The 21,669-nt window shown below is 71.2% G+C and carries 17 protein-coding genes; 10 read left to right on the top strand and 7 right to left on the bottom strand.

Features of this window, described 5'->3' with window-relative positions:
- Nucleotides 1-8: 8 nt before the first annotated feature.
- Nucleotides 9-1,352, top strand: a complete 1,344-nt coding sequence (locus tag ABFY07_RS28935) for a right-handed parallel beta-helix repeat-containing protein (RefSeq protein WP_346177321.1) — start codon at nucleotides 9-11, stop codon at nucleotides 1,350-1,352.
- Between the two features lie 7 nt (nucleotides 1,353-1,359).
- Here the strand turns inward: ABFY07_RS28935 and ABFY07_RS28930 are convergent, their stop codons facing one another.
- Entirely contained in the window at nucleotides 1,360-2,052 is a 693-nt protein-coding gene (locus tag ABFY07_RS28930) for a hypothetical protein (RefSeq protein WP_428837024.1), read from the bottom strand.
- Nucleotides 2,053-2,595: 543 nt separating this feature from the next.
- Between ABFY07_RS28930 and ABFY07_RS28925 the strand changes: the two genes are divergently transcribed.
- Nucleotides 2,596-5,022: an SdrD B-like domain-containing protein gene (locus tag ABFY07_RS28925; RefSeq protein ID WP_346177319.1), complete on the top strand. Its 2,427-nt coding sequence runs from the start codon at nucleotides 2,596-2,598 to the stop codon at nucleotides 5,020-5,022.
- A gap of 526 nt (nucleotides 5,023-5,548) precedes the next feature.
- Entirely contained in the window at nucleotides 5,549-8,008 is a 2,460-nt protein-coding gene (locus ABFY07_RS28920) for an SdrD B-like domain-containing protein (RefSeq protein ID WP_346177318.1), read from the top strand.
- Between the two features lie 93 nt (nucleotides 8,009-8,101).
- Here ABFY07_RS28920 and ABFY07_RS28915 read toward each other — a convergent pair whose 3' ends face one another.
- On the bottom strand, nucleotides 8,102-9,073 hold the full coding sequence (locus tag ABFY07_RS28915) for a pirin family protein (protein ID WP_065962192.1): 972 nt from the start codon (nucleotides 9,071-9,073) through the stop codon (nucleotides 8,102-8,104).
- Between the two features lie 112 nt (nucleotides 9,074-9,185).
- On the bottom strand, nucleotides 9,186-9,683 hold the full coding sequence (locus ABFY07_RS28910) for an SseB family protein (RefSeq protein ID WP_346177317.1): 498 nt from the start codon (nucleotides 9,681-9,683) through the stop codon (nucleotides 9,186-9,188).
- A 158-nt stretch (nucleotides 9,684-9,841) separates the two neighbouring features.
- On the opposite strand from ABFY07_RS28910, the gene ABFY07_RS28905 reads away from it, so the two are divergent.
- Nucleotides 9,842-11,668, top strand: a complete 1,827-nt coding sequence (locus ABFY07_RS28905; RefSeq protein ID WP_346177316.1) for an acyl-CoA dehydrogenase — start codon at nucleotides 9,842-9,844, stop codon at nucleotides 11,666-11,668.
- Nucleotides 11,669-11,738: 70 nt separating this feature from the next.
- Here ABFY07_RS28905 and ABFY07_RS28900 read toward each other — a convergent pair whose 3' ends face one another.
- Nucleotides 11,739-12,224 carry a hypothetical protein gene (locus ABFY07_RS28900; RefSeq protein ID WP_346177315.1) on the bottom strand — a complete coding sequence of 162 codons (486 nt, stop codon included), beginning with the start codon at nucleotides 12,222-12,224 and terminating at the stop codon, nucleotides 11,739-11,741.
- A gap of 56 nt (nucleotides 12,225-12,280) precedes the next feature.
- Nucleotides 12,281-13,171 carry a TNT domain-containing protein gene (locus ABFY07_RS28895; RefSeq protein ID WP_346177314.1) on the bottom strand — a complete coding sequence of 297 codons (891 nt, stop codon included), beginning with the start codon at nucleotides 13,169-13,171 and terminating at the stop codon, nucleotides 12,281-12,283.
- A 198-nt stretch (nucleotides 13,172-13,369) separates the two neighbouring features.
- On the opposite strand from ABFY07_RS28895, the gene ABFY07_RS28890 reads away from it, so the two are divergent.
- From ABFY07_RS28890 to ABFY07_RS28865, 6 genes are all read left to right on the top strand, one after another.
- Nucleotides 13,370-14,662 (top strand): M18 family aminopeptidase, encoded by a 1,293-nt coding sequence (locus ABFY07_RS28890; protein WP_346177313.1) that lies wholly within the window; start codon nucleotides 13,370-13,372, stop codon nucleotides 14,660-14,662.
- Between the two features lies 1 nt (nucleotide 14,663).
- Complete coding sequence (locus ABFY07_RS28885; protein ID WP_428837023.1) at nucleotides 14,664-16,697, top strand: AfsR/SARP family transcriptional regulator; 2,034 nt, start codon at nucleotides 14,664-14,666, stop codon at nucleotides 16,695-16,697.
- A gap of 142 nt (nucleotides 16,698-16,839) precedes the next feature.
- Nucleotides 16,840-17,619 carry a DUF4232 domain-containing protein gene (locus ABFY07_RS28880; protein ID WP_346177312.1) on the top strand — a complete coding sequence of 260 codons (780 nt, stop codon included), beginning with the start codon at nucleotides 16,840-16,842 and terminating at the stop codon, nucleotides 17,617-17,619.
- 159 nt (nucleotides 17,620-17,778) lie between these two features.
- Nucleotides 17,779-18,210, top strand: coding sequence for a hypothetical protein (locus tag ABFY07_RS28875; RefSeq protein WP_346177311.1), 432 nt, complete (start codon nucleotides 17,779-17,781; stop codon nucleotides 18,208-18,210).
- A gap of 131 nt (nucleotides 18,211-18,341) precedes the next feature.
- Nucleotides 18,342-19,511 carry a PLP-dependent cysteine synthase family protein gene (locus tag ABFY07_RS28870; protein WP_346177310.1) on the top strand — a complete coding sequence of 390 codons (1,170 nt, stop codon included), beginning with the start codon at nucleotides 18,342-18,344 and terminating at the stop codon, nucleotides 19,509-19,511.
- Nucleotides 19,508-20,773 carry an MFS transporter gene (locus ABFY07_RS28865; RefSeq protein WP_346177309.1) on the top strand — a complete coding sequence of 422 codons (1,266 nt, stop codon included), beginning with the start codon at nucleotides 19,508-19,510 and terminating at the stop codon, nucleotides 20,771-20,773. The genes ABFY07_RS28870 and ABFY07_RS28865 overlap by 4 nt, the downstream gene beginning before the upstream one ends.
- 21 nt (nucleotides 20,774-20,794) lie before the next feature.
- On the opposite strand, the gene ABFY07_RS28860 is transcribed toward ABFY07_RS28865, so the two are convergent.
- Both ABFY07_RS28860 and ABFY07_RS28855 read right to left on the bottom strand, forming a co-directional pair.
- Nucleotides 20,795-21,292 (bottom strand): hypothetical protein, encoded by a 498-nt coding sequence (locus tag ABFY07_RS28860; protein WP_346177308.1) that lies wholly within the window; start codon nucleotides 21,290-21,292, stop codon nucleotides 20,795-20,797.
- A gap of 66 nt (nucleotides 21,293-21,358) precedes the next feature.
- On the bottom strand, nucleotides 21,359-21,484 hold the full coding sequence (locus tag ABFY07_RS28855; RefSeq protein WP_346177307.1) for a hypothetical protein: 126 nt from the start codon (nucleotides 21,482-21,484) through the stop codon (nucleotides 21,359-21,361).
- Nucleotides 21,485-21,669 lie beyond the last annotated feature (185 nt).

Raw genomic sequence — 21,669 nt, 5'->3', positions numbered from 1 at the left:
ATGGGGCCATGCCTCGTCTCCGTCTTCGCCTGATGGCCGCGGTGCTCGGCACCCTGGCCCCCGTACTGGTCGGCTGCGGCGGGGGCGACGACGACTCGGACGACGGCCGGCGACCGTCCGGTGAGCATGTGACGATCAAGGTGCCGGCCGACGCCCCGACCATCTCGGCCGCGGTGTCCCTGGCCAAGCCTGGCGACCTCGTGCTGGTCGCGCCGGGGGTCTACCACGAGTCGGTGAAGATCTCCAAGGCCCGCGTCACCCTGCGCGGCGAGTCCCGGGACAAGGTCGTCATCGACGGACGGCTCCAGCAGCCGAACGGCGTGGTCGTCTCCGCTCCCGGGGTGGCCGTGGAGAACCTGACCGTGCGGAACAACACCCAGAACGGGGTCCTGGTCACCGGTTCGGCGAAGGCGGCCGCCGGACTGCCGGGCCAGTCCGGCGGCTACGACACCGGCGACGAGCCCGTCACCTTCCTGAAGTCGTTCCTGGTCTCCCATGTGACCGCGACCCGCAACGGGCTGTACGGCATCTACGCGTTCTCCGCGCAGAACGGGGTCATCGAGCACTCGTACACCTCGGGCTCGGCCGACTCGGGGATCTATGTCGGCCAGTGCAAGCCCTGCCGCATCGTGGTGCGGGACAACATCGCCGAACTCAACGCGGTCGGTTACGAAGGCACCAACGCCAGCGGCGACATGTACGTGGTCGGCAACCGCCTCGTCGGCAACCGGGTCGGGCTCACCACCAACTCCGACCACCAGGAGAAGCTGCTCCCGCAGAAGGACGCCGTCATCGCGGGCAACCTGATCGCGGACAACCAGCAGGCGGCCACCCCCGAACAGGCCGACGGCGGATGGGGCATCGGGGTCGGCGTCGACGGCGGCTCCGCCAACCGGTTCATCCGCAACCGGATCTCCGGCAACACCAACGCCGGACTGGTGATCACCGCGACCGCCGACATCAAGCCGGACGGCAATCAGGTCCTGGACAACACCTTCTCCCGCAACGGCGTGGACGTCGGCTGGACGTTCCCCACCGCCACGAAGGGCCGGGGCAACTGCCTGCGCGGCAACGAGCTGCGGAAGACGGTGCCCGCCCGGCTCGCGACGACCGCGTCCTGCCCGCGCCCCGCCCGATCGTCCTCGCCCTCCGGCACCTGGACGAAGCCGACGGCACCCGGCGGCATCCCGTTCACCGAGGTGGCGGCGGTCAAGCGGCAGCCGCAGTTCCCGAACGCCAAAACCACGGGCGCCACCGCCGTTCCGGCCGCTCCGGCGCTGCCGGACCCGGCGGACATCGGGCTGCCGTCGGTGTCACTGCTTGCCGCGGCCGCGCGGGTGCTGACGTCCTGAGCGGCGGCTACCGCTTCGGGGCGACTCCGGGGGCCTTCCGGACCGGCACATACGTGTGGGTGTCGAAATCGATGACCACCGGCTCCGGCGCGGAGGCCACGCCGACGCGCACGCGGTACATGGTGCCGTCCGAGCCGATCCAGTAGCGCACGGCGGCCTCTCCCGCCGGGCCGGCCGTGGCCCGGGCGGCCTTCGGGCCGGTCATGATGTCCACCTGATGGCCGTGCAACCGGTCCTCTCCCACCCAGGCGGCACCGTTCTGCGGCAGCAGTTCGGCGTTGTCCGGCCGGTCGCTCCCGAGCTTCAGCGCGATGGTCAGCGAACTGTCCAGCGAACTGCCGTACTTCTGCAGCGGACGGTTGTACCAGCCCGACTTCGGCGGCCGTGCCGGTGCCTTCGCCGGGGCCTTCGTCATCGGGTGGACGTACACGGTGGTGGCCGTCCACTGGATCAGCCCGTCGCTGGACCTGTCGCGCCCGGTGCCGTGCACCGCGCCGTAACCGACCTTGCCGCGGTAGTCGATGGACCCGGTGACGACCAACTCACCAGCGGTGCCGGGCACCTTGATCGTCACGGCGCGCCCGCCCGCCTGGTAGTTGCGGAACCGGGTGACCGCCAGACGGTTCGCCTGATCCGAGGTCAACTCCTTCGGGTCGGTGGGCTCGTCCGAGCCGCTGGTCGCGACCAGGACCGTGGCCACCGCGACGGCCGCCCCGCCGATGCCGACCGCCGCCCAGAGCGGCCGCGGCCATCGGCGCCGGCCGGGTGCGCGCTGTAAGGGGCCTTGTTTTTTTCTCGTACGCCGCACATGACGCATTGATAACTTGTTCCGCTCACTCATCCGCTACTCGCCCCGATCTTGGCGCCCACCCGCTACAGTATCGTCGCTGGTGGGGTGGTTCAGCATGACTATTCAGACTCTTGTGCTGTTTCCGCGTGGGGAAGCGAGGCCGAGTGCGATTGGCATGGGGGACGCACTCCCGACTCCCTGAATTCTCCACATCCGCCAGGACGACCAAAAACAACGGGTCCACCGAATCAGCGGTGGGCCCTTTTCACGGCCGACGTGTCACCCGGGGCCGGGAAGCCGATGTGCCACTGGAAGCGGGTGTTCGGTTCACATGATGAGGGGAGCGTGATGGCTGTGAAAAGTACGTATACGACGTTACTCCGAACAGCCGGGAAGCGTACGGGCCCGCTGGCACGAGTGGGCTTGTCCGTTCTCTTGGTGTCAGGTGGCGTCATGGGCGCGACGGCCGGGACGGCCACGGCCGCGACCGGCGACGGCACACTGACCGTCCAGGTGCTGCGGGACTTCTTCGGCACCGGCGTCATCAACACGACCATGGACGTGCCGCAGCGCGGCATGAAGGTCGCGGTGTCGGACCCCGAGGGCCATCGGGTCACCGGCACCACGGACGCCACCGGAAAGGTGGTGGTCGAACCGTCGGACGACCTGACCGGCGGTCAGTACCGCGTCGATGTCACCGTCCCGGCGCCGTACAACAAGTACCTTCAGGCGGCGCCGGCCTCGACGGCGGAAAACCACTTCGACAGCTTCACGACCTTCGTGAACGTGTCGGACGGCAAGGACGACTCGGTCATTACCGGGGTCTGGAACCCGGCCGACTACGCGCTGCCGGAGACCCGGTATTTCGTACCGATCCAGAACGGCGCCGGCGGGAATGACACCCGGGCACTGGTGGCGTTCGGGACGGACAAACGAGGTACGTGTCCCGGCGACGCGGACTGCCCGACCGTCCTCAACACGCAGGACCAGGTGGGCACGACGTTCGCGCTGGCCTACGACAAGTACGAGAAGCGGATGTTCCAGGGCGCGTTCGCCCGGCGGTACACCGCGTACGGGCCGGAGGGCGGTGGCGCGATCTACACCACGCCGACCAACGGCGGGACGCCGACCCTGTTCGCGAAGGTGCCGGGCGCCACGGAGACATCGCACGACACCTCCAACCTGATCAAGGACGCCGGGTTCACCGACGCCCCGGGCAAGGAAAGCATCGGCGGCCTGGCCCTGTCCGAGGACGGCTCGACGCTCTACGCGGTGAACCTGCTGACCCGGCGCCTGGTCAGCTTCGACGCGACCGGGGCCACCGCGTCCGCGCCCAAGGCGACGGTGCGCATCCCGGACCCGGGCTGCGCGAGCTCCGGCGACTGGCGGCCGTTCGGCCTTCAGGTCCACGACAACAAGCTGTACGTCGGCGGGGTGTGCAGCGCGGAGAGCACCCAGAAGCGCGAGGACCTGAAAGCCGTCGTCTACACCTACGACGGCGAGCGGTTCGACACGGTGCTGGACCACCCGCTGACCGCCAAGCGCGGCTCCGTCTTCGGTTCCAACGACGTCGAGCAGGCCACCCACTGGAACCCGTGGAACACCTCCCTGGCCACGTGGGACGAGCGGAAGGTGGGCAACGTCTTCATCGATCCGCAGCCGGAGCTCGCCTCCCTCGCCTTCACCCGCGACGGCTCGATGGTCCTCGGTTTCCGCGACCGGTTCATGGACGTCGTGGCCTGGGGTGGACTGGACCCGAGGCCGGGGAACGACACCCCGGAAAGCGGCATGGCCGGCGGTGACATCACCATGGCCTGCGCCAATCCCACCGGTGGGTATTCGTGGGAAGGCACCGGGGACTGCCCGAACCACGCCGGTCCCGCCACCGGTGGCACCCAGGACCCCGGTGTCGTCGAGTACTTCCCGGGCGACTACTTCGGCAACGGAGTCCACGCGGAGACCGCGCTGGGTTCGGTGGCCTACATTCCGCAGCAGCAGTGGGTCATCAGCACGGAGTTCGACCCGGTCGTCAACGTCGCCACCTCCGGGACCGGCTACTACGACGTCACGACCGGCCAGGGTCCGGGCAACGCGCCGACCAAGAACGGGTACCAGTTCGTCAGTCAGGCACAGAGCGCGTTCGGCAAGGCCGGCGGGCTGGGCGATGTCGCCTATGAGGCGGCGAACGCGCCGATCCAGATCGGCAACCGGGTGTGGTTCGACGGCGACCACAACGGCATCCAGGACCCCGAGGGTGTCAACGAGGTGCCGCTGCCGGACGCCACGGTCAACCTGCTGGACGACACCGGCAAGCAGGTCGCCACGACCAAGACCGACGCCGCCGGCGAGTACTACTTCGGCGGAGTCGGCGCCGCCTACGAGCTGAAGCCGGGCGCGAAGTACACGGTGCAGTTCAACGTCTGCACCGCGGACACCAGCGAGGTGCCGACCCAGCCGTCGGCCGACAAGCTGCGGTTCACCCTGCCCCGGGCCGGTGCCAACCGGGCACACGACTCGAATGTGACCCCGCCGAGGACCGGACGGCTGTGCAACGGATACGCACCCGTCACGGCACCCGAAAAGCCGGGAGGGGTCGACCACACCATCGACGCCGGCGTGTACATCGTCAAGAAGACGCCGACTCCCACGCCGACTCCCACGCCGCCGTCCTCCGAACCGCCCACCCACCAGCCGCCGACCCATGAGCCGCCCAACCAGCCCGGCCCCCAGGGCGGCAGTGACCAGACCGGCGGAGGCGGCGGTTCACTGGCCAACACCGGTACACAGGTGCTGACCATCGTCTCCCTCAGCGCCCTGCTGGTCGGCGCGGGCGCCGCAGTCGCCTTCGCGGCCCGCAAGCGCCGAGCCAGGCAACACTGAGACAACACCGAAAACTGAAAAACGAGTGATCCGCCCGCCCGCGCTATCGCAGTAGCGCGGGCGGGCGGATCACTTTTCTCATATGCCGCATGTGACGCATTGGTAACTTGTTCCGCCGATCGCCTTCTGTTTCCCCCGATCTTGGCAACCACCCGCTACAGTATCGTCGCTGATAGAGCGGTTCAGGGTGACTATTCAGACTTTTGTGCTGTTTCCACGGAGACGTTGGCCGTGATCGTTACGGGGGGCATAGCGTTTCCTTGCACAGGGACTCCATGAAAAAGCGATCCCAAGACGACCACGCGCGACCGGGCCCACCGAAACACCGGTGGGCGCTTTTTCATGGCCTGCGTATCACCCGAGCCGGAAAGCGAATGTGCGGCCTGAACGGCTGTTCGGTTCACATGACGATGGGAGCGTGATGGCTGTGGGAAAAGCGGGTAGCAGGCTACGCCGGACAGCCGGAAAGCGTACGGGCCCGATGGTGCGAGTGGGTTTATGCGTTCTCGCGCTGTCGGGCAGTGCCATGGGCGCGACGACCGGGACGGCCACCGCCGCGACCGGCGACGGCACACTGACAGTCCAGGTGCTGCGGGATTTCTTCGGCACCGGCATTCTCAACACGACCATGGATGTGCCGCAGCGCGGCATGAAGGTCGCGGTATCGGACTCCGAGGGCCATCGGGTCACCGGCACCACGGACGCCACCGGAAAGGTGGTGGTCGAACCGTCGACTGAGCTGACCGGTGGTCAGTACCGGGTCGACGTCACCATCCCGGCTCCGTACAACAAGTACCTTCAGGCGGCGCCGGCCTCCACGGCCGAGAACCACTTCGACAGCTTCACGACCTTCGTGAACGTGTCGGACGGCAAGGACGACTCGGTGATTACCGGCGTCTGGAACCCGGCCGACTACGCGCTGCCGGACACCCGGTATTTCGTGCCGATCCAGAACGCCTCCACCGGGAAAGACACCCGGGCCCTGGTGGCGTTCGGGACGGACAAACGAGGTACGTGCCCCGGCCAGACGGAGTGCCCCACCGCGCTCAACACCCAGGCGCAGGTGGGCACCACGTTCGCGCTGGCCTACGACAAGCACCGGAAGCGGCTGTTCCAGGGCGCGTTCGCCCGACGGTACACCCCGTACGGGCCGGAGGGCGGGAACGCCATCTACACCGTGCCGGCCGACGGTGGCGAGACGACCCTGTTCGCGAAGGTGCCGGGCGCGGCGGTGACGCCGCACGACGCCTCCAACATGATCAAGGACGCCGGGTTCACCAACGCGCCGGGCAAGGAGAGCATCGGCGGCCTGGCGCTGTCCGAGGACGGCTCGACGCTCTACGCGGTGAACCTGCTGACCCGGCGCCTGGTCAGCTTCGACGCGACCGGGACCACCGCGTCCGCGCCCAAGGCGACGGTGCGCATCCCCGACCCGGGCTGCGCGGTGTCCGCCGACTGGCGGCCGTTCGCGCTGTCCGCGCACGACAACAAGCTCTACGTCGGCGGCGTCTGCAGCGCGGAGAGCACCCAGAAGCGCGACGACCTGAAAGCCGTCGTCTACGCCTACGACGGCGACCGGTTCGACACGGTGCTGACCCAGCCGCTCACCGCCGAGCGCGGTACCGTCTATGGCGGTACCGAAGGGAATGACCAGGCCACCCACTGGAACCCGTGGAACACCGACCTGGCGACCTGGGACAAATTCAGGGTCAACGGAGGAAATCTCCTCGTCAATCCGCAACCGGAGCTCTCCACCCTCGCCTTCGCGCGTGACGGGTCGATGATCCTCGGTTTCCGCGACCGGTTCATGGACGTGGTCAGTGGGGGCGGTCTTGACCCCCGGCCGGGCAATGACACCGCGGAAGTGGGCATGTCCGGTGGCGACATCAACATGGCCTGCGCCAATCCCACCGGTGGATACTCGTGGGAAGGCACCGGGGATTGCCCGAACCACGCCGAACCCGCCACCGACGGCGGCCAGAAGAGCGGCGTCGTCGAATACTTCCCGGGCGACTACGTGCGGAACAGGGCCAACCCGGAGCAGATCCAAGGCGTGCACAACGAAGCCGCCCAAGGAGCGGTCGCCTACATTCCGCAGCAGCAGTGGGTCATCAGCACGCAGATGGACCCGACCGACAACTACGGGACCGACGGCACCGGTTACTACAACATCGAGACCGGCCAGGGCCCCGGTAACAACCACTCCGCCAACGCCTACCAGTTCGTCGATTCGACCGACAACGGGTTCGGTAAGGCCGGTGGGCTCGGCGATATCGCGTACGAGGCGGCGAACGCGCCGATCCAGATCGGCAACCGGGTGTGGTTCGACGGCGACCACAACGGCATCCAGGACCCCGAGGGTGTCAACGAGGTGCCGCTGCCGGACGCCACGGTCAACCTGCTGGACTCCACCGGCAAGCAGGTCGCCACGACCAAGACCGACGCCGCCGGCGAGTACTACTTCGGCGGAGTCGGCGCCGCCTACGAACTGAAGCCCGGCGCCAAGTACACGGTCCAGTTCAACGTGTGCACCGCGGACACCAGCGACGTACCCACCCAGCCGACGGCCGACGAACTGCGCTTCACCCTCCCCCGAGCCGGTGCCAACCGGGCACACGACTCGAATGTGACCCCGCCGAGGACCGGACGGCTGTGCAACGGATACGCACCCGTCACGGCACCCGAAAAGCCGGGAGGGGTCGACCACACCATCGACGCGGGCGTGTACATCGTCAAGAAGACGCCGACTCCCACGCCGACTCCCACGCCGCCGTCCTCCGAACCGCCCACCCACCAGCCGCCGACCCATGAGCCGCCCAACCAGCCCGGCCCCCAGGGCGGCAGTGACCAGACCGGCGGAGGCGGCGGTTCACTGGCCAACACCGGTACACAGGTGCTGACCATCGTCTCCCTCAGCGCCCTGCTGGTCGGCGCGGGCGCCGCAGTCGCCTTCGCGGCCCGCAAGCGCCGAGCCAGGCAACACTGAGACAACCCTGAAAGACGGGTGATCCGCCCGTAAGCGCCGACGAGCCCCGTCCACACCCGGACGGGGCTCGTTCGCATGTGCTTCCGGCGAGCCTTACAGCCCGCCCTCGGACATCCCGTGCACCGCCGGAATCGTCCCGAGGCGGCCCTTCTGGAAGTCCTCGAAGGCCTGCTGGAGCTCCGCCCGGGTGTTCATCACGAACGGCCCGTAGTGCGCCATCGGCTCCCGGATCGGCCGGCCGCCGAGGAGGACGACCTCCAGGTCCGGAGTGTTGGAGTCCTGCTTCTCGTCCGCGCGCACGGTCAGCGCGGACCCGGCTCCGAAGACGGCGGTCTGGCCCAGGCGGATCGGGCGCCGCTCGGCGCCGACCGAGCCGCGGCCCGCGAGCACGTACGCGAGGCCGTTGAAGTCCTCGCGCCACGGGAGGGTGATCTCCGCGCCCGGGGCGAGCGTGGCGTGCACCATCGTGATCGGGGTGTGGGTGATGCCGGGACCGGCGTGGCCGTCCAGCTCACCGGCGATGACGCGCAGCAGCGCGCCGCCGTCGGGGGAGGTCAGCAGCTGGACCTGGCCACCGCGGATGTCCTGGTAGCGCGGGGGCATCATCTTGTCCTTCGCCGGGAGGTTCACCCACAGCTGGAGGCCGTGGAAGAGGCCGCCGGACATGACGAGGTGCTCCGGCGGCGCCTCGATGTGGAGCAGGCCCGCGCCGGCCGTCATCCACTGGGTGTCGCCGTTGGTGATGGTGCCACCGCCGCCCTGGCTGTCGTGGTGGTCGAAGATGCCGTCGATGATGTAAGTGACGGTCTCGAAGCCGCGGTGCGGGTGCCAGGGGGTGCCCTTGGGCTCGCCCGGCGCGTAGTCCACCTCGCCCATCTGGTCCATCATGATGAACGGGTCCAGGTGCTTGTAGTCGATGCCAGCGAAGGCGCGCCGCACCGGGAAGCCCTCACCTTCGAAACCGCTGGGAGCGGTGGTGACGGCGAGCACACGGCGCTGCTGGGCGTCGGCGGGTGCCGCGACACGCGGCAGGGTCAGCGGGTTGTCTACGGTCACAGCTGGCATGACGGCCTCCTCGGTCGTTCAGGATTCAACTTAGTTGAAGGATGAACGACTCGCAAGAGGGGCTTTATTTCCCGGCCCTCGCCGGGCACTCAGCGTGAGACGCTAGTAGCGCTCAGCCATACATCCGCCGCATCGCGAAGTCGACCATCTGCTCCACCGCCTTGGCGTCGAAGACCATCCGGTGGTCGCCCTCCATGTCGAGGACGAAGCCGTAGCCGGTGGGCAGTAGGTCGATCACCTCGGCACCGGTGATCACGAAGTACTTCGACTCCTTGCCCGCGTAGCGGCGCAGCTCCTTGAGCGAGGTGAACATGGGGATCACCGGCTGCTGGGTGTTGTGCAGCGCGAGGAAGCCCGGGTTGTCGCCGCGCGGGCAGTACACCTTGGAGGTCGCGAAGATCTGCTGGAAGTCCTCCGCCGACATGGAGCCGGTCGTGAAGGCGCGCACCGCGTCCGCCAGGGAGGGCGGGGAGGGCTCGGGGTACAGCGGCTGCTCGCCGTACCCGGCCCCCGGCTGTGGATGGTGGGACAGATGCGGCTGCTGTTGCGGCGGGGGCGGGGGAGCCGCGTAACCCTGCCCTGCCGTCGCGCTCTGGTCGTAGCCGTACATGCACAGAAGCGTACTGAGTCGCCGAAGCGTGGTGAGTCACAGTTGCCCGTTTGAGGGTTGCCCTTTATTACCCACGGGTAGCATCATGGCGATCGGCCGATCGATACGCGATGCCATTGAAGAGGTCCCGCCTCCCGAGCCTTACGGAGCCGTTCGCCATGGGGCACTACAAGTCGAATCTCCGCGACATCGAGTTCAACCTCTTCGAGGTGCTCGGGCGCGACAAGCTGTACGGCACGGGCCCGTTCGAGGAGATGGACGTCGAGACCGCCAAGAGCGTGCTCTCCGAGATCTCCCGGCTGTCCGAGAACGAGCTGGCCGAAAGCTACGCCGACTCCGACCGGAACCCGCCGGTCTTCGACCCGAAGACCCACACCGCGCCGCTGCCCGAGTCCTTCAAGAAGAGCTACCAGGCGTACATGGACGCCGAGTGGTGGCGCCTGGGCGTCCCCGAGGACCTCGGCGGCACCGCCTGCCCGCGCTCGCTGCTGTGGGCCTGCGCGGAGCAGATCCTCGGCTCCAACACCCCGATCTGGATGTACGCCTGCGGCCCCGCCTTCGCCGGGGTGCTCTACGACGAGGGCACCGAGGAGCAGCTGGCCATCGCCCGGCAGATCGTGGACCGGCAGTGGGGCGCCACCATGGTGCTCACCGAGCCGGACGCGGGCTCGGACGTGGGCGCCGGCCGCACCAAGGCGGTCCGGCAGGAGGACGGCTCCTGGCACATCGAGGGCGTGAAGCGGTTCATCACCTCCGGCGAGCACGACCTCTCGGAGAACATCATCCACTTCGTGCTGGCCCGCCCCGAGGGCGCGGGCCCCGGCACCAAGGGGCTGTCCCTCTTCGTCGTCCCCAAGTACGACTTCGACTGGGAGACCGGCGAGCTCGGCGAGCGCAACGGCGTCTACGCCACCAACGTCGAGCACAAGATGGGCCTGAGGGTCTCCAACACCTGCGAGCTGACCTTCGGCGCCGACCGCCCGGCCAAGGGCTGGCTGCTCGGCGAGAAGCACGACGGCATACGCCAGATGTTCAAGATCATCGAGTTCGCGCGGATGATGGTCGGCACCAAGGCCATGGCCACCCTGTCCACCGGCTATCTGAACGCGCTGGAGTACGCCAAGGAGCGCTTCCAGGGCCCGGACCTGGCCGCCTTCACCGACAAGAGCGCCCCGCGCGTCACCATCACCCACCACCCGGACGTGCGCCGCTCCCTGATGGCCCAGAAGGCGTACGCGGAGGGTCTGCGCTCGCTCGTCCTCTACACCGCCTCCGTCCAGGACGAGATCCAGACCCTGGAGGCCGCCGGCGAGGACGCCTCCGCCGCCCACGCCCTCAACGACCTGCTGCTGCCCATCGTGAAGGGCTACGGCTCGGAGAAGGCGTACGAGCAGCTGGCGCAGTCCCTCCAGACCATCGGCGGCTCCGGCTACCTCCAGGAGTACCCGCTGGAGCAGTACATCCGGGACGCCAAGATCGACACCCTCTACGAGGGCACCACCGCCATCCAGGGCCAGGACTACTTCTTCCGGAAGATCGTCCGCGACCAGGGCAAGGCGCTGACCACCATCTCCGAGGAGATCAAGAAGTTCCTGGCCGAGGCCGGCGGCGGGGAGGAGCTCGCCGCCACCCGCGACGCGCTCGCCAAGGCCGCCGCGGACCTGGAGGGGCTCGTGGGCGCCATGCTCACCGACCTCGCCGCCACGGAGCAGGACGTCACCTCCATCTACAAGGTCGGCCTCAACGCCACCCGGCTGCTGCTCGCCTCCGGTGACGTCTTCATCGGCTACCTGCTGACCAAGGGCGCGGCGATCGCCGCCGACAAGCTGCCCGGCGCCTCCGCCAAGGACAAGTCCTTCTACGCGGGCAAGATCGCGGCCGCGAAGTTCTTCGCCCAGGAGGTGCTGCCGGGCGTCGCGGTCCAGCGCGCGGTGGCGGAGTCGGTCGACGGCTCCCTGATGGACCTGGACGAGGCGGCCTTCTGAGCCGACCCGCCCGCCTCTGATCCCGCTGACCGAGCCGGGTGCCCCGTACGGGGTGCCCGGCCCGGTGCCTTCACCGCCCCGCGCCGGGCGCGTCCCCGCCGTTCTGCCGGCCGCCGCCGTCCGCGCCGGGCTCCTCCGCGCCGTCCTGCTTCCCGCCGGGGCCGTTCGCGCCGTCCTGCTTCCCGCCGGGCCCGCTCCCGCCGTCCTGCGCGCCCCGCTCCCGCAGGGCGCGCTCGAAGTCCCGCCAGGCGCTCCGCCGGATCTCCTCGCCGTGCGCGAGGACGTCCTCCACGCGCTCCCGGCCGCCGCCGGGGGGTGGCGGGAGCGCGGTCAGCTTCGCCCGCAGCTCGCGGCACGCCGCGTCCTCCGTGCCGAACCAGCTCGTGTCCCGGTCCCGCGAGCGCTCACGCAGCCCCACCTCCCACCCGCCCCTCGCGGGCCGCAGGAAGTAGTACGCGTCCGGCTGCACCGGGATGTCGTGCACCCCCGGGATGTCGTACAGGGCGTCGGGGACCCGGTCGGCGCGCAGAGCCCGGACGAGTTCCCGCCTGTCCACCGCGCCGTCCCTTCTCCACCCGGGCTGCGCCGCCTTTGACGGCCCGCCCCGGCCGGTCAGTTGAGGGACCGGAGCTTACCGGCGGCGACGAGTTGGGGGATCGAGGGAGTGGTGAGGTACTGCAGTCCCATCCCCGGCTGGCCGAACCAGGGCCTGATGGGCCCCGCCTCCACCTGGAAGGGCTCCACGACCTCGTAGAGGTGGTAGCCGTAGGGGTAGGCCGGGTCGAGGGTGTTGAGGTTGCTCGGCGGGAGGGCGCGCTCGGCGAAGGGCGTACCGGCCGGGGCGAGGAAGTGGCCGAAGCCGCTTCCGAAGAGGTCGACCTTCTGCCCGGGCTGGAGGGTGACGGTCACATGCAGCGGCGTCCCGTTGATGAGGACCCAGCCGTCGGGGGAGGGGAACCACCAGCCGGAGGTGTCGTCGTCCCAGTAGCAGGCGAGGAACTCGGCGGACGACATGTGGTCAAGGCGCTCGTAGCCCTCGAGCATCCGGGCGATCGGCCCGGTGCGGGGGAGCTGCGCGGGGCCCAGCCGCCAGTCGTCCTGGTAGTACTTCTGCCACGGAGGGGGCGGAGGGGTGTTGGCCCCCACCCGGTCCGTGGTCGGGCACGGCACGGGCTCCCGGCCGTCCGGGCCGTTCGGACGGCCGGGGTCGTCAGGGTCCTTGAGGTCCTTGAGGTCCTTGAGGTCCTTGGGGTCCTTGGGGTCCTTGGGGTCTTTGGGGTCTTTGAGATCGTTGAGGTTGTCGAGGTCGTCCGGGTCCTTCAGGTCCTTGGGGTCCGGAGCGTCGACGGGGTTGGTGTCCGCCCGTACGGCGGTGGGAGCCGGGGTGCCCGGCATCGCCATGACCGGGGCGCCCGCGGAGAGCAGCAGCAGCGCCGCGAGGACGACGAGGAGGTGACGAAGAGCACGCATCCGGTATCCCTTCAGTGCGGTGTGCACAGTCATGAGGGATATGGGATGAATGACGTTCTCCCTATCGGCGTACGGCCGTCCTTCATCTGATCGGCTCAGCGCGATCCCACGGAAGGCCCAGTAGGCGCAGTGCCCGCGCCACCACGCACGCACCCGACGCCCACACATCTGCCCGCACATCTGCCCGGAACGGAGGCGGACCCGGGCGGTTCACGTATCTATGCTGTTCACATGAGCGCGCACGCCAGCTTCGACCGCGGCCATACCGACGACCTGATGTCCTTCCTCGCCGGCGCCCCATCGCCGTACCACGCGGTGGCGAGCGCCGCCGAGCGGCTGGAGAAGGCGGGATTCCGGCAGGTCGAGGAGACCGCCGCCTGGGACGGCGAGACGGGCGGCAAGTACGTCCTGCGGGGCGGCGCGATCATCGCCTGGTACGTGCCCGGCGGGGCGAGACCCTCGACTCCGTACCGGATTGTGGGCGCTCACACCGACTCTCCCAATCTGCGGGTCAAGCCGATTCCGGACACCGGGGCGCACGGCTGGCGGCAGATCGCCGTCGAGATCTACGGCGGCGCGCTGCTGAACACCTGGCTCGACCGCGACCTCGGCGTCTCCGGGCGGCTCACCCTCCGGGACGGCACCCACCGCCTCGTGGCCGTCGACCGGCCGCTGCTGCGCGTCCCCCAGCTCGCCGTCCACCTCGACCGGTCGGTCAACACCGAGGGGCTCAAGCTCGACAAGCAGCGCCACATGACCCCGATCTGGGGCCTCGGCGGCGTCGAGGAGGGCGCCCTGATCCGCTTCGTCGCCGAGGAGGCCGGGGTCCCGGCCGCCGAGGTGACCGGCTGGGACCTGATGGCCCACAGCGTCGAGCCGCCCGCCTACCTCGGCCGGGACCGGGAGCTGGTCGCCGGGCCCCGGATGGACAACCTGCTGTCCGTCCACGCCGGCACCGCCGCGCTCGCCACCGTCTCCGCCCGCCCCGACCTGCCGTACATCCCCGTGCTCGCCGCCTTCGACCACGAGGAGAACGGCAGCCAGTCCGACACCGGCGCCGAGGGCCCGCTGCTCGGCAATGTGCTGGAGCGCTCGGTCTTCGCCCGCGGCGGCACGTACGAGGACAAGGCCCGGGCCCTCGCCGGAACGGTCTGCCTGTCCTCCGACACCGGCCACGCCGTCCACCCCAACTACGCGGAGCGCCACGAGCCCGGCCACCACCCGGTGCCCAACGGCGGCCCGATCCTCAAGGTCAACGTCAACCAGCGGTACGCCACCGACGGCGGCGGCCGGGCCGTCTTCGCCGCCGCCTGCGAGCGCGCGGGCGTGCCCTGGCAGACCTTCGTCTCCCACAACGCCATGCCGTGCGGCACCACGATCGGGCCGATCACCGCGGCCCGGCACGGCATCGCCACCGTCGACATCGGAGTCGCCATCCTGTCCATGCACTCGGCCCGCGAACTGTGCGGCGCCCAGGACCCCCAGCTGCTTGCCAAGGCCATGACCTCCTTCCTGGAGGGCTGAGTTGCACTTCTGTCTGCTCGGTACGGTCGCCGTCACCACCGGAACGGAAGAGCTCGCCCTCGGCCCGGTGAAACGGCGCAGCGTGCTCGCCATGCTGCTCCTGCGGCCCAACTCCGCCGTCCCCGTCGAGCAGCTGATCTCCTGCCTGTGGGAGGAGGAGCCGCCCGCCCACGCCCGCACCGTCATCCAGGGCCATGTCTCCCGGCTGCGCGCCACGCTCGCCGAGGCGGGCGCCGACGCCCACGGCGTCGAGCTGACCACCCACGGCTCCGCCTACCAGCTGCGCCTGCCCGAACGGCTCGTCGACGCCCAGCGCTTCTCCGAGCTGCTCTACCGCGCCCGCCCCGAGGCCGCCCCCGAGGAGGCCGTGGAGCTGCTGCGCCACGCCCTGGACCTGTGGCGCGGCCCGGCCCTCACCGGCACGGTGGCCAGCCCGCCGTTCGCCGCCGCGGCCCACGCCCTGGAGGAGCGGCGGCTGGCCGCCGTCGAGGCGCTGGCGCGCGCCCACGGGGTGCTCGGCCAGTACGAGAAAGCGGCCGACGTGCTCCACCCGGTGGCCGTGGCCAACCCGCTGCGCGAAGGGCTCATCGCGGCCCTGATGCTGGCGCTGTACCGCATCGGACGGCAGTCGGACGCGATCGCCTGGTACCACCGCACCCGGCAGCTCCTCGCCGACGACCTGGGGGTGGACCCGGGGGAGCGGCTGCGCGCCGCGTACGAGGAGATCCTGCGGGCCGCCCCGACGGCCGCGGCCCCGCGCGCCGCCGCCGAGCCCGCCGCGGCGAACGCCTACCCGGAGTTCACGGAGTTCCCGGACCGGGGCCGCCCCGGCGCCCCCGCCCAGGCTCACCCCCAGGCCCAGGGCCAGGCTCACCCTCAGGCCCCGGCCCATCCGCAGGCCCACGGCGAGGCCCAGGGCCGGCCCGCCGCCGTCCCTCCGCAGGCGGCCCCCCACCAGGCGGCCCCGCAGACAGCCGCGCCCGCCCCCGGGCCACAGCTCCTCCCCCGGCCCCCGGCCGGCTTCCTCGGCCGCGACCGGGAGCTGGCCGTGCTGACCCGGCTCACCCTGCCCGCCGCGGAACCCGGCGGCCCCGCCCCCGCCGGCCTCCCCCCGGAAGGCGGCATCACGCTCGTCACCGGCCCCGCCGGGGTCGGCAAGACGGGTCTGGCCGTGCACTGGGGCCACGCCCACGCGGATGCCTTCCCCGACGGGCGGCTCTTCGTGGATCTGCGCGGCTTCAGCGGCGGCGAGGAGGCGGCCCCCGCCGAGGTGCTGCGCGAATTCCTGCTCGCCTTAGGGACACCCGCGGACCGCATCCCGCCCTCCCCGGAGGCGGCCGGCGCCCTGTACCGGTCGCTCGTGGCGGACCGCCGGCTGCTGGTGGTGCTCGACAACGCCCGCAGCTCGGCACAGGTGCGTCCGCTCCTGCCCGGTGGGCCCCGGTGCGCCACCCTGGTCACCAGCCGCAGCCGGCTCGACGGGCTCATCGCCACCGACGCCGCCCGCCCCGTACGGCTGCACGCGCTCGGCCCCGAGGACGGGGTGGCCCTGCTCGGCGCCCTCCTCGGCCCCGACCGGGTCGCCGAGGACCCGGAGGCCGCCCACGAGCTGGTGGCCCTGTGCGACGGGCTGCCGCTCGCGCTGCGCGCCGCCTCCGCACAGCTGCTGGCCCGGCCGCGCTGGCGGCTGGCCCGGCTGGCCACGGCGCTCCGTGACGAGCGGCGGCGGCTCACGCTGCTGTCGGCGGAGGACGCCGGGGTCGCGGCCGCGCTGCGGAACTCGGTGACCAGGCTGTCCGCCGACGACGCCCGGCTGCTGCGCACCCTGGGCACCGGCTTCGCCCGGGAGGTCAACACGGCGGAGGCCGCCGCGCTGGCCGGGGCGGATCCCGAGCTCATCCAGGACGGCCTGGAGCGGCTGGCGGAGGTGCATCTGCTGGACGAGGAGGCCACCAACCGCTATGTGATGAGCGACCTGGTGAAGCTCTTCGCCCAGGACAGCGGGGACGGGAAAGACCGTCAGGAGGGGCGGTGACAACGGGGCGTTAGCCGGGCGTTAGCGGCGGGCGGCCGGGCACCAGCCGCACGGCAGTGGAACACCAGCGGGTGAGGACAGGCTGGAGCCGTACCGGAAAACGCACCGGAAACGGCCACGTCTCCCCGGGGGGGAACCCACCATGTCGATCACCACCGTCACCGCCCGCCGCGCCCGCGCCCTGCGCCTCGCCGCCGCCGGCCTGACCGCCGTCGCCGCCCTCACCCTCACCGCGTGCAACAGCAGCGAGGGCACCGGCACCAAGAGCGAGGGCAAGGCGGATTCCGCGAGCTCGGCCCCGGCCGACCAGGCGTCCGATTCCCAGGGCGGCGGCGAGGCCGGGTCCCCCCAGGGCGGCTCCGACAAGGGCGGCAGCGGGAACGGCGGTACGGAGAAGGGCGGCAGCGGGAAGGGCGGCAGCGAGAAGGGCGGTGCCGCCAACTCCAGCGGCTCGGCGGGCTCCAGCCACTCGAACGGCTCCGGCGGCTCCAGCGGCTCCGACAACTCCGAGCAGGAGATCGGCCCCTGCGACATCAACAAGCTGTCGATCGGCGTCAAGACGGTCAAGCGCCCCCTCAACTACGCCGTGCTCGAGGTCAACAACCACGCGGGCGTGGACTGCAATGTCGTCGGCTACCCCATCCTGAACTTCAACGACGCCCAGGCCCCCATCCCGGTGAACGAGGCCACCAAGCCCCAGGCCGTCGTCACCCTCGCCCCCGGTGAGACCGCGTACGCGGGCATCCGCCTCTCCGCCGCCGACGGCTCCGGCAAGCACGGCTACAAGGCCACCTCCCTCAAGGTCTACCTCCAGGACTCCGACGACTCCAAGTCGGTGGAACTGCCCGGCGGCTCCCTCTACCTCGACAGCACCGCCCAGGTCACGTACTGGCAGAGCGACCTGTCCAACGCCCTCGACTGACGACCGTCGACCCGAGGGTCCTCCCTGACCCGGGGAGCCGCCTCCCCCCGGCTTCCCGCACCGACGGCCCCCGCCGATCCCCCCGGCGGGGGCCGTCGGCTTTCCGAAGCCGACCCCCTAACAAGAACTTTACGTAGTCACTCCGTTACTTTGTGCTCCGTGGCGATCAGTGCGGGGCCGACGACACGGCGAGCCGGGGCGCGAGGCCCGTGGCTCGCTCTGGTGCTGGTCGCGCTGATCCACGTCATGGGCTGCGCCCATGGTCCTCTGGGCGACGGTTCCTGGCGGACCGACACCTTCACGGCCACGGAGACCACCGCCCGGCCGCCGGCGGCGCGTGCCGCGACCGGCCAGGTCATGGAGCGGTCAGGCGCGTGCGACGGCCGTCACCACGGGCCCCGCAGTTGCGTGGGCGTCGACGAGCCGGTGCTGGGACAGCCCGGCTGCGTCAGGGAGCCGCTCCCCCCGCCCGCGCTGCCGGCCGCCGACGCGGCCGTACGAGCCGTCATGCCCGTCCGGGGACCGCCGGAGCCGGAGGCGGTACGGCCTTGCGGCGCGCGACGGGCCGTGTTGCAGGTCTGGCGGAACTGACCCGGCCGGCCCCGCCGCGTCCGTACGCTCCGCGTGCCGGCGCGGCGGGGCGAGCCGTGTTCCGTCACCTCGACCCCGTACACCGCCGTTCCGGCCGCCGGCCGTGCGACGGCGGTGGGAGAGCCGCCACCATGAACCCCCTCGCGTCATCCGTCCTGTTGTCCGTCCGGGCCCCCGCCCCCACCTCCCCCGCCCAACTGCCGGCCGCTCCGGCGCGGTCGGCCGCCACCCCGGCCGCCCTGGTCGGCGACACGCCCGTGCTGTGGGTGGGCGAGCCGTTCACCCCCGCCGGGTGCGGCTTCTGGGCCAAGCTCGAAGGCCACAACCCCGGCGGCATCAAGGACCGCACCGCCCTCTACATGGTCGCCGCCGCCCGCGAGCGCGGGGCGCTGCCGCCCGGCGCCCGGATCGTGGAGTCCACCTCCGGCACCCTCGGCCTGGGCCTGGCCCTGGCCGGCATCACCTTCGGCCACCCCGTCTCGGTGGTGACCGACCCCGGGATGGAGGCCCAGGTCGCGGGCCTGCTGCGCGCCTACGGCGCCGAGATCCACACCGTCACCACCCCGCACCCGGACGGGGGCTGGCAGCGGGCGCGCCGCGAGAAGGTCGCCGAGCTGCTGGCCGCGCACCCCGACGCGTGGTGTCCGGACCAGTACCACAACCCCGACGGCGTGGCCGCCTACCGGCCGCTCGCGCACGAGCTGGCCGCCCAGCTCGGCCGGATCGACACCCTGGTCGTCTCAGTCGGCACCGGCGGCCACTCCGCCGGCATCGGCCGCGTCCTGCGCGTCTTCTTCCCCTCCCTGCGGGTGGTCGGCGTGGACACCTGCGCCTCCACCATCTTCGGGCAGCCCGCCGGCCCCCGGCTGATGCGCGGCCTGGGCTCGTCGATCCACCCCCGGAACGTCGCGTACGACATGTTCGACGAGGTGCACTGGGTCGCCGCCCCCGAGGCCGTGTGGGCCGCCCGCGCCCTGGCCCGCACCCACTACGCCACCGGCGGGTGGAGCGTGGGCGCGGTCGCGCTGGTCGCCCGGTGGCTCGCGCGCACCAGCCCGGCCGAGGACCGCATCGCCGCCGTCTTCCCCGACGGCCCCCACCGCTACGTCTCCACCGTCTTCGACGACGACTACTGCCGCGCCCACCGGCTGCTGGGCCACGAGCCGCCCGAAGCCCCCGACGAGATCGCCCGCCCCGACCAGGCGGTGGTCACCCGCTGGACCCGCTGCCGCACCGTCACCACCCCCCGCGCCGCCGCCACCGGCGCGGTCCGTCCCGACCTGGCGGGAGCGGCCCGATGAGAAACCTCCTCGCGCGCACCCGTTCGTTCAGCCCTGCCGCCCAACTGCTGATGGTGAACCAGCTCGCCATCAACCTGGCCTTCTACATGCTCATGCCCTACCTCGCCGCCCACCTCGCGGGCGACCTGGGCCTGGCGGCGTGGACCGTCGGCCTGGTGCTCGGCGTACGCAACCTCTCCCAGCAGGGCATGTTCCTCATCGGTGGCACCATCGCCGACCGCTACGGCTACAAGGCCCCCATCCTGGCGGGCTGCCTGCTGCGCACCGGCGGATTCGCCCTCCTGGGCTGGGCCGACACCCTCCCCGCGCTGATCGCCGCCTCCGCCGCGACCGGCTTCGCCGGCGCCTTGTTCAACCCCGCCGTCCGCGCCTACCTCGCCGCCGAGGCCGGCGGGCGGCGTGTGGACGCGTTCGCCACCTTCAACGTCTACTACCAGGCCGGCATGCTGCTCGGCCCGGTGGTCGGCCTGGCGCTGCTCACCGCCGACTTCCGCGCCGTGTGCACGACAGCCGCCCTGATCTTCGCCGCCCTGAGCGCGCTCCAGTCCCGCGCCCTCCCCACCCGCCAGGCCCCCACGCCCCACCCGACGGCGGCTGGAACCGATGTCGCCCCATCCATCTGGTCCCAATGGCGGCAGGTCGCCTCCAACCGCCCGTTCCTGCTGTTCTCCGCGGCCATGACCGGCTCCTACGTGCTGACCTTCCAGGTCTACCTCCTCCTTCCCCTGGCCGCCGACGCCGCCCTCGGCGCCCACGGCACCAAGGCGACGAGCGGCCTGTTCGTCGTCTCCGCCGCGGTGGCGGTAGCCGGCCAACTACGGCTGACCGACTGGGCCAAGCGCCGCCTCACCCCCCACCAGGCCCTGGTGACCGGCCTGTCCGCCATGGGCGCGGCCTTCATCCCTCTGACCCTCGCCCCCGCCCACTCCCCGACCGCCCAACTCGCGTTCCTCGCCGCCTCCGTCGCGGCCCTCGCCGCGGCCGGGGCGGTCGTCTACCCCTTCGAGATGGACACCGTCGTCGCCCTCTCCGGCAACAGCCTCCTCGCCACCCACTACGGCCTCTACAACACCGTCTCCGGCCTCGGCATCACCCTCGGCAACCTCGCCCTCGGCGCCCTCTGGGACGTCACCCACCCCACCGCCCCCTGGCTGGTATGGACCACGCTCGCGCTCACCGGAGCCGCCTGCGCCACAGCAGTCACCGCCCTGTCCCGCACCGGCCGCCTCCCCACCCCCACCCCCCAGCCCGCCACCGCCTGACCTCCGCACCCGCCTGCCCCGCTACGGCTGGGGGCTCATCGGGCAGGGGATGGTCGGGCGGATCCGGTTCGCGCTGCACGCGACCACCTGGACGGAGGCGAATCCGGTTCCGCGCAGATACCACCCGCCGACGACGTCTCCGCCCCAGCCGAGCCGGTCTTCTGCTGCGGTCTGCCATTCGGCTTGGCGCGCGGGGTCCCTGTCGTGGTCGGTCATGAAGGCGGGGGTAAGGTCGGTGACCTGGTCGCGGTACCAGGCGGAGGCTTTGTCCGGCTCCTGGAAGGTGGCCTTGATCATCCTGGCGGGGCGCAGCAGCCAGTGCGGCACTTCGAGCGGGGGTACGTCGCTGGCCGTGAAGGCGGGGCTGGCGGCGGCGATCTGTTTCCACTCATTGGGTGGGATGTTGTGGACGACGAGGTGGGGTGGTCTGCGCGCGGACTCGTCGTCGTAGGTGCGCCGGTCTCCGGTCCAGCGGTAGCAGTGCCAGTGGTCGGGCGGGGGTGGGGGCGGTGCTGTCATGAGGGGCTCCTGCGGGCGGCCCCTCCTCGTGGCGGGGGGCTGGCCGGGGGCGGGGCCGCCGTCTGGCTAGTGGGCGTACTGGCGTCCGTCGTCCGAGTCGCCGGGGGTCTGGCCGCCGGGTGTGGGGGCGTCGGTGTCCGGCATGGTGTCGCCGTCGCCCGGGTCCTGGCGGACGACATGCTGTAATCGCATGGGGCCTCCTGCGAGTTCACTCGCGCGGGGGTGCCCCCGCGCGGTCGCGCGGTCCTCGTCCCGGCCACTGGCCTGCAAGCGGGAGGCCGGGGCGAGGCTTTCCGGGACTTCGGCCGCTGTGGTCTGTGCGGTCCGAAGTCGGCCCTGCCTCGGGTGGGCAGGGGGCTTTACGCTGCTCGGGCCTG

Origin of the sequence: Streptomyces sparsogenes subsp. cuspidosporus, assembly GCF_039532705.1 — a bacterium.
In the GTDB taxonomy this organism is placed as follows: Bacteria; Actinomycetota; Actinomycetes; order Streptomycetales; family Streptomycetaceae; genus Streptomyces; species Streptomyces sparsogenes.
This window is presented reverse-complemented; position numbering and strand designations above follow the sequence as displayed.

Excerpts from the sequence above, each read along its gene's own strand:
- ABFY07_RS28935 (WP_346177321.1), top strand. The coding sequence starts at position 9 with ATGCCTCGTCTCCGTCTTCGCCTGATGGCCGCGGTGCTCGGCACCCTG.
- ABFY07_RS28925 (WP_346177319.1), top strand. The coding sequence starts at position 2,596 with ATGGGCGCGACGGCCGGGACGGCCACGGCCGCGACCGGCGACGGCACA.
- ABFY07_RS28920 (WP_346177318.1), top strand. The coding sequence starts at position 5,549 with ATGGGCGCGACGACCGGGACGGCCACCGCCGCGACCGGCGACGGCACA.
- ABFY07_RS28915 (WP_065962192.1), bottom strand. The coding sequence starts at position 9,073 with ATGCCAGCTGTGACCGTAGACAACCCGCTGACCCTGCCGCGTGTCGCG.
- ABFY07_RS28910 (WP_346177317.1), bottom strand. The coding sequence starts at position 9,683 with ATGTACGGCTACGACCAGAGCGCGACGGCAGGGCAGGGTTACGCGGCT.
- ABFY07_RS28905 (WP_346177316.1), top strand. The coding sequence starts at position 9,842 with ATGGGGCACTACAAGTCGAATCTCCGCGACATCGAGTTCAACCTCTTC.
- ABFY07_RS28895 (WP_346177314.1), bottom strand. The coding sequence starts at position 13,171 with ATGACTGTGCACACCGCACTGAAGGGATACCGGATGCGTGCTCTTCGT.
- ABFY07_RS28890 (WP_346177313.1), top strand. The coding sequence starts at position 13,370 with ATGAGCGCGCACGCCAGCTTCGACCGCGGCCATACCGACGACCTGATG.
- ABFY07_RS28880 (WP_346177312.1), top strand. The coding sequence starts at position 16,840 with ATGTCGATCACCACCGTCACCGCCCGCCGCGCCCGCGCCCTGCGCCTC.
- ABFY07_RS28870 (WP_346177310.1), top strand. The coding sequence starts at position 18,342 with ATGAACCCCCTCGCGTCATCCGTCCTGTTGTCCGTCCGGGCCCCCGCC.
- ABFY07_RS28865 (WP_346177309.1), top strand. The coding sequence starts at position 19,508 with ATGAGAAACCTCCTCGCGCGCACCCGTTCGTTCAGCCCTGCCGCCCAA.
- ABFY07_RS28860 (WP_346177308.1), bottom strand. The coding sequence starts at position 21,292 with ATGACAGCACCGCCCCCACCCCCGCCCGACCACTGGCACTGCTACCGC.
- ABFY07_RS28855 (WP_346177307.1), bottom strand. The coding sequence starts at position 21,484 with ATGCGATTACAGCATGTCGTCCGCCAGGACCCGGGCGACGGCGACACC.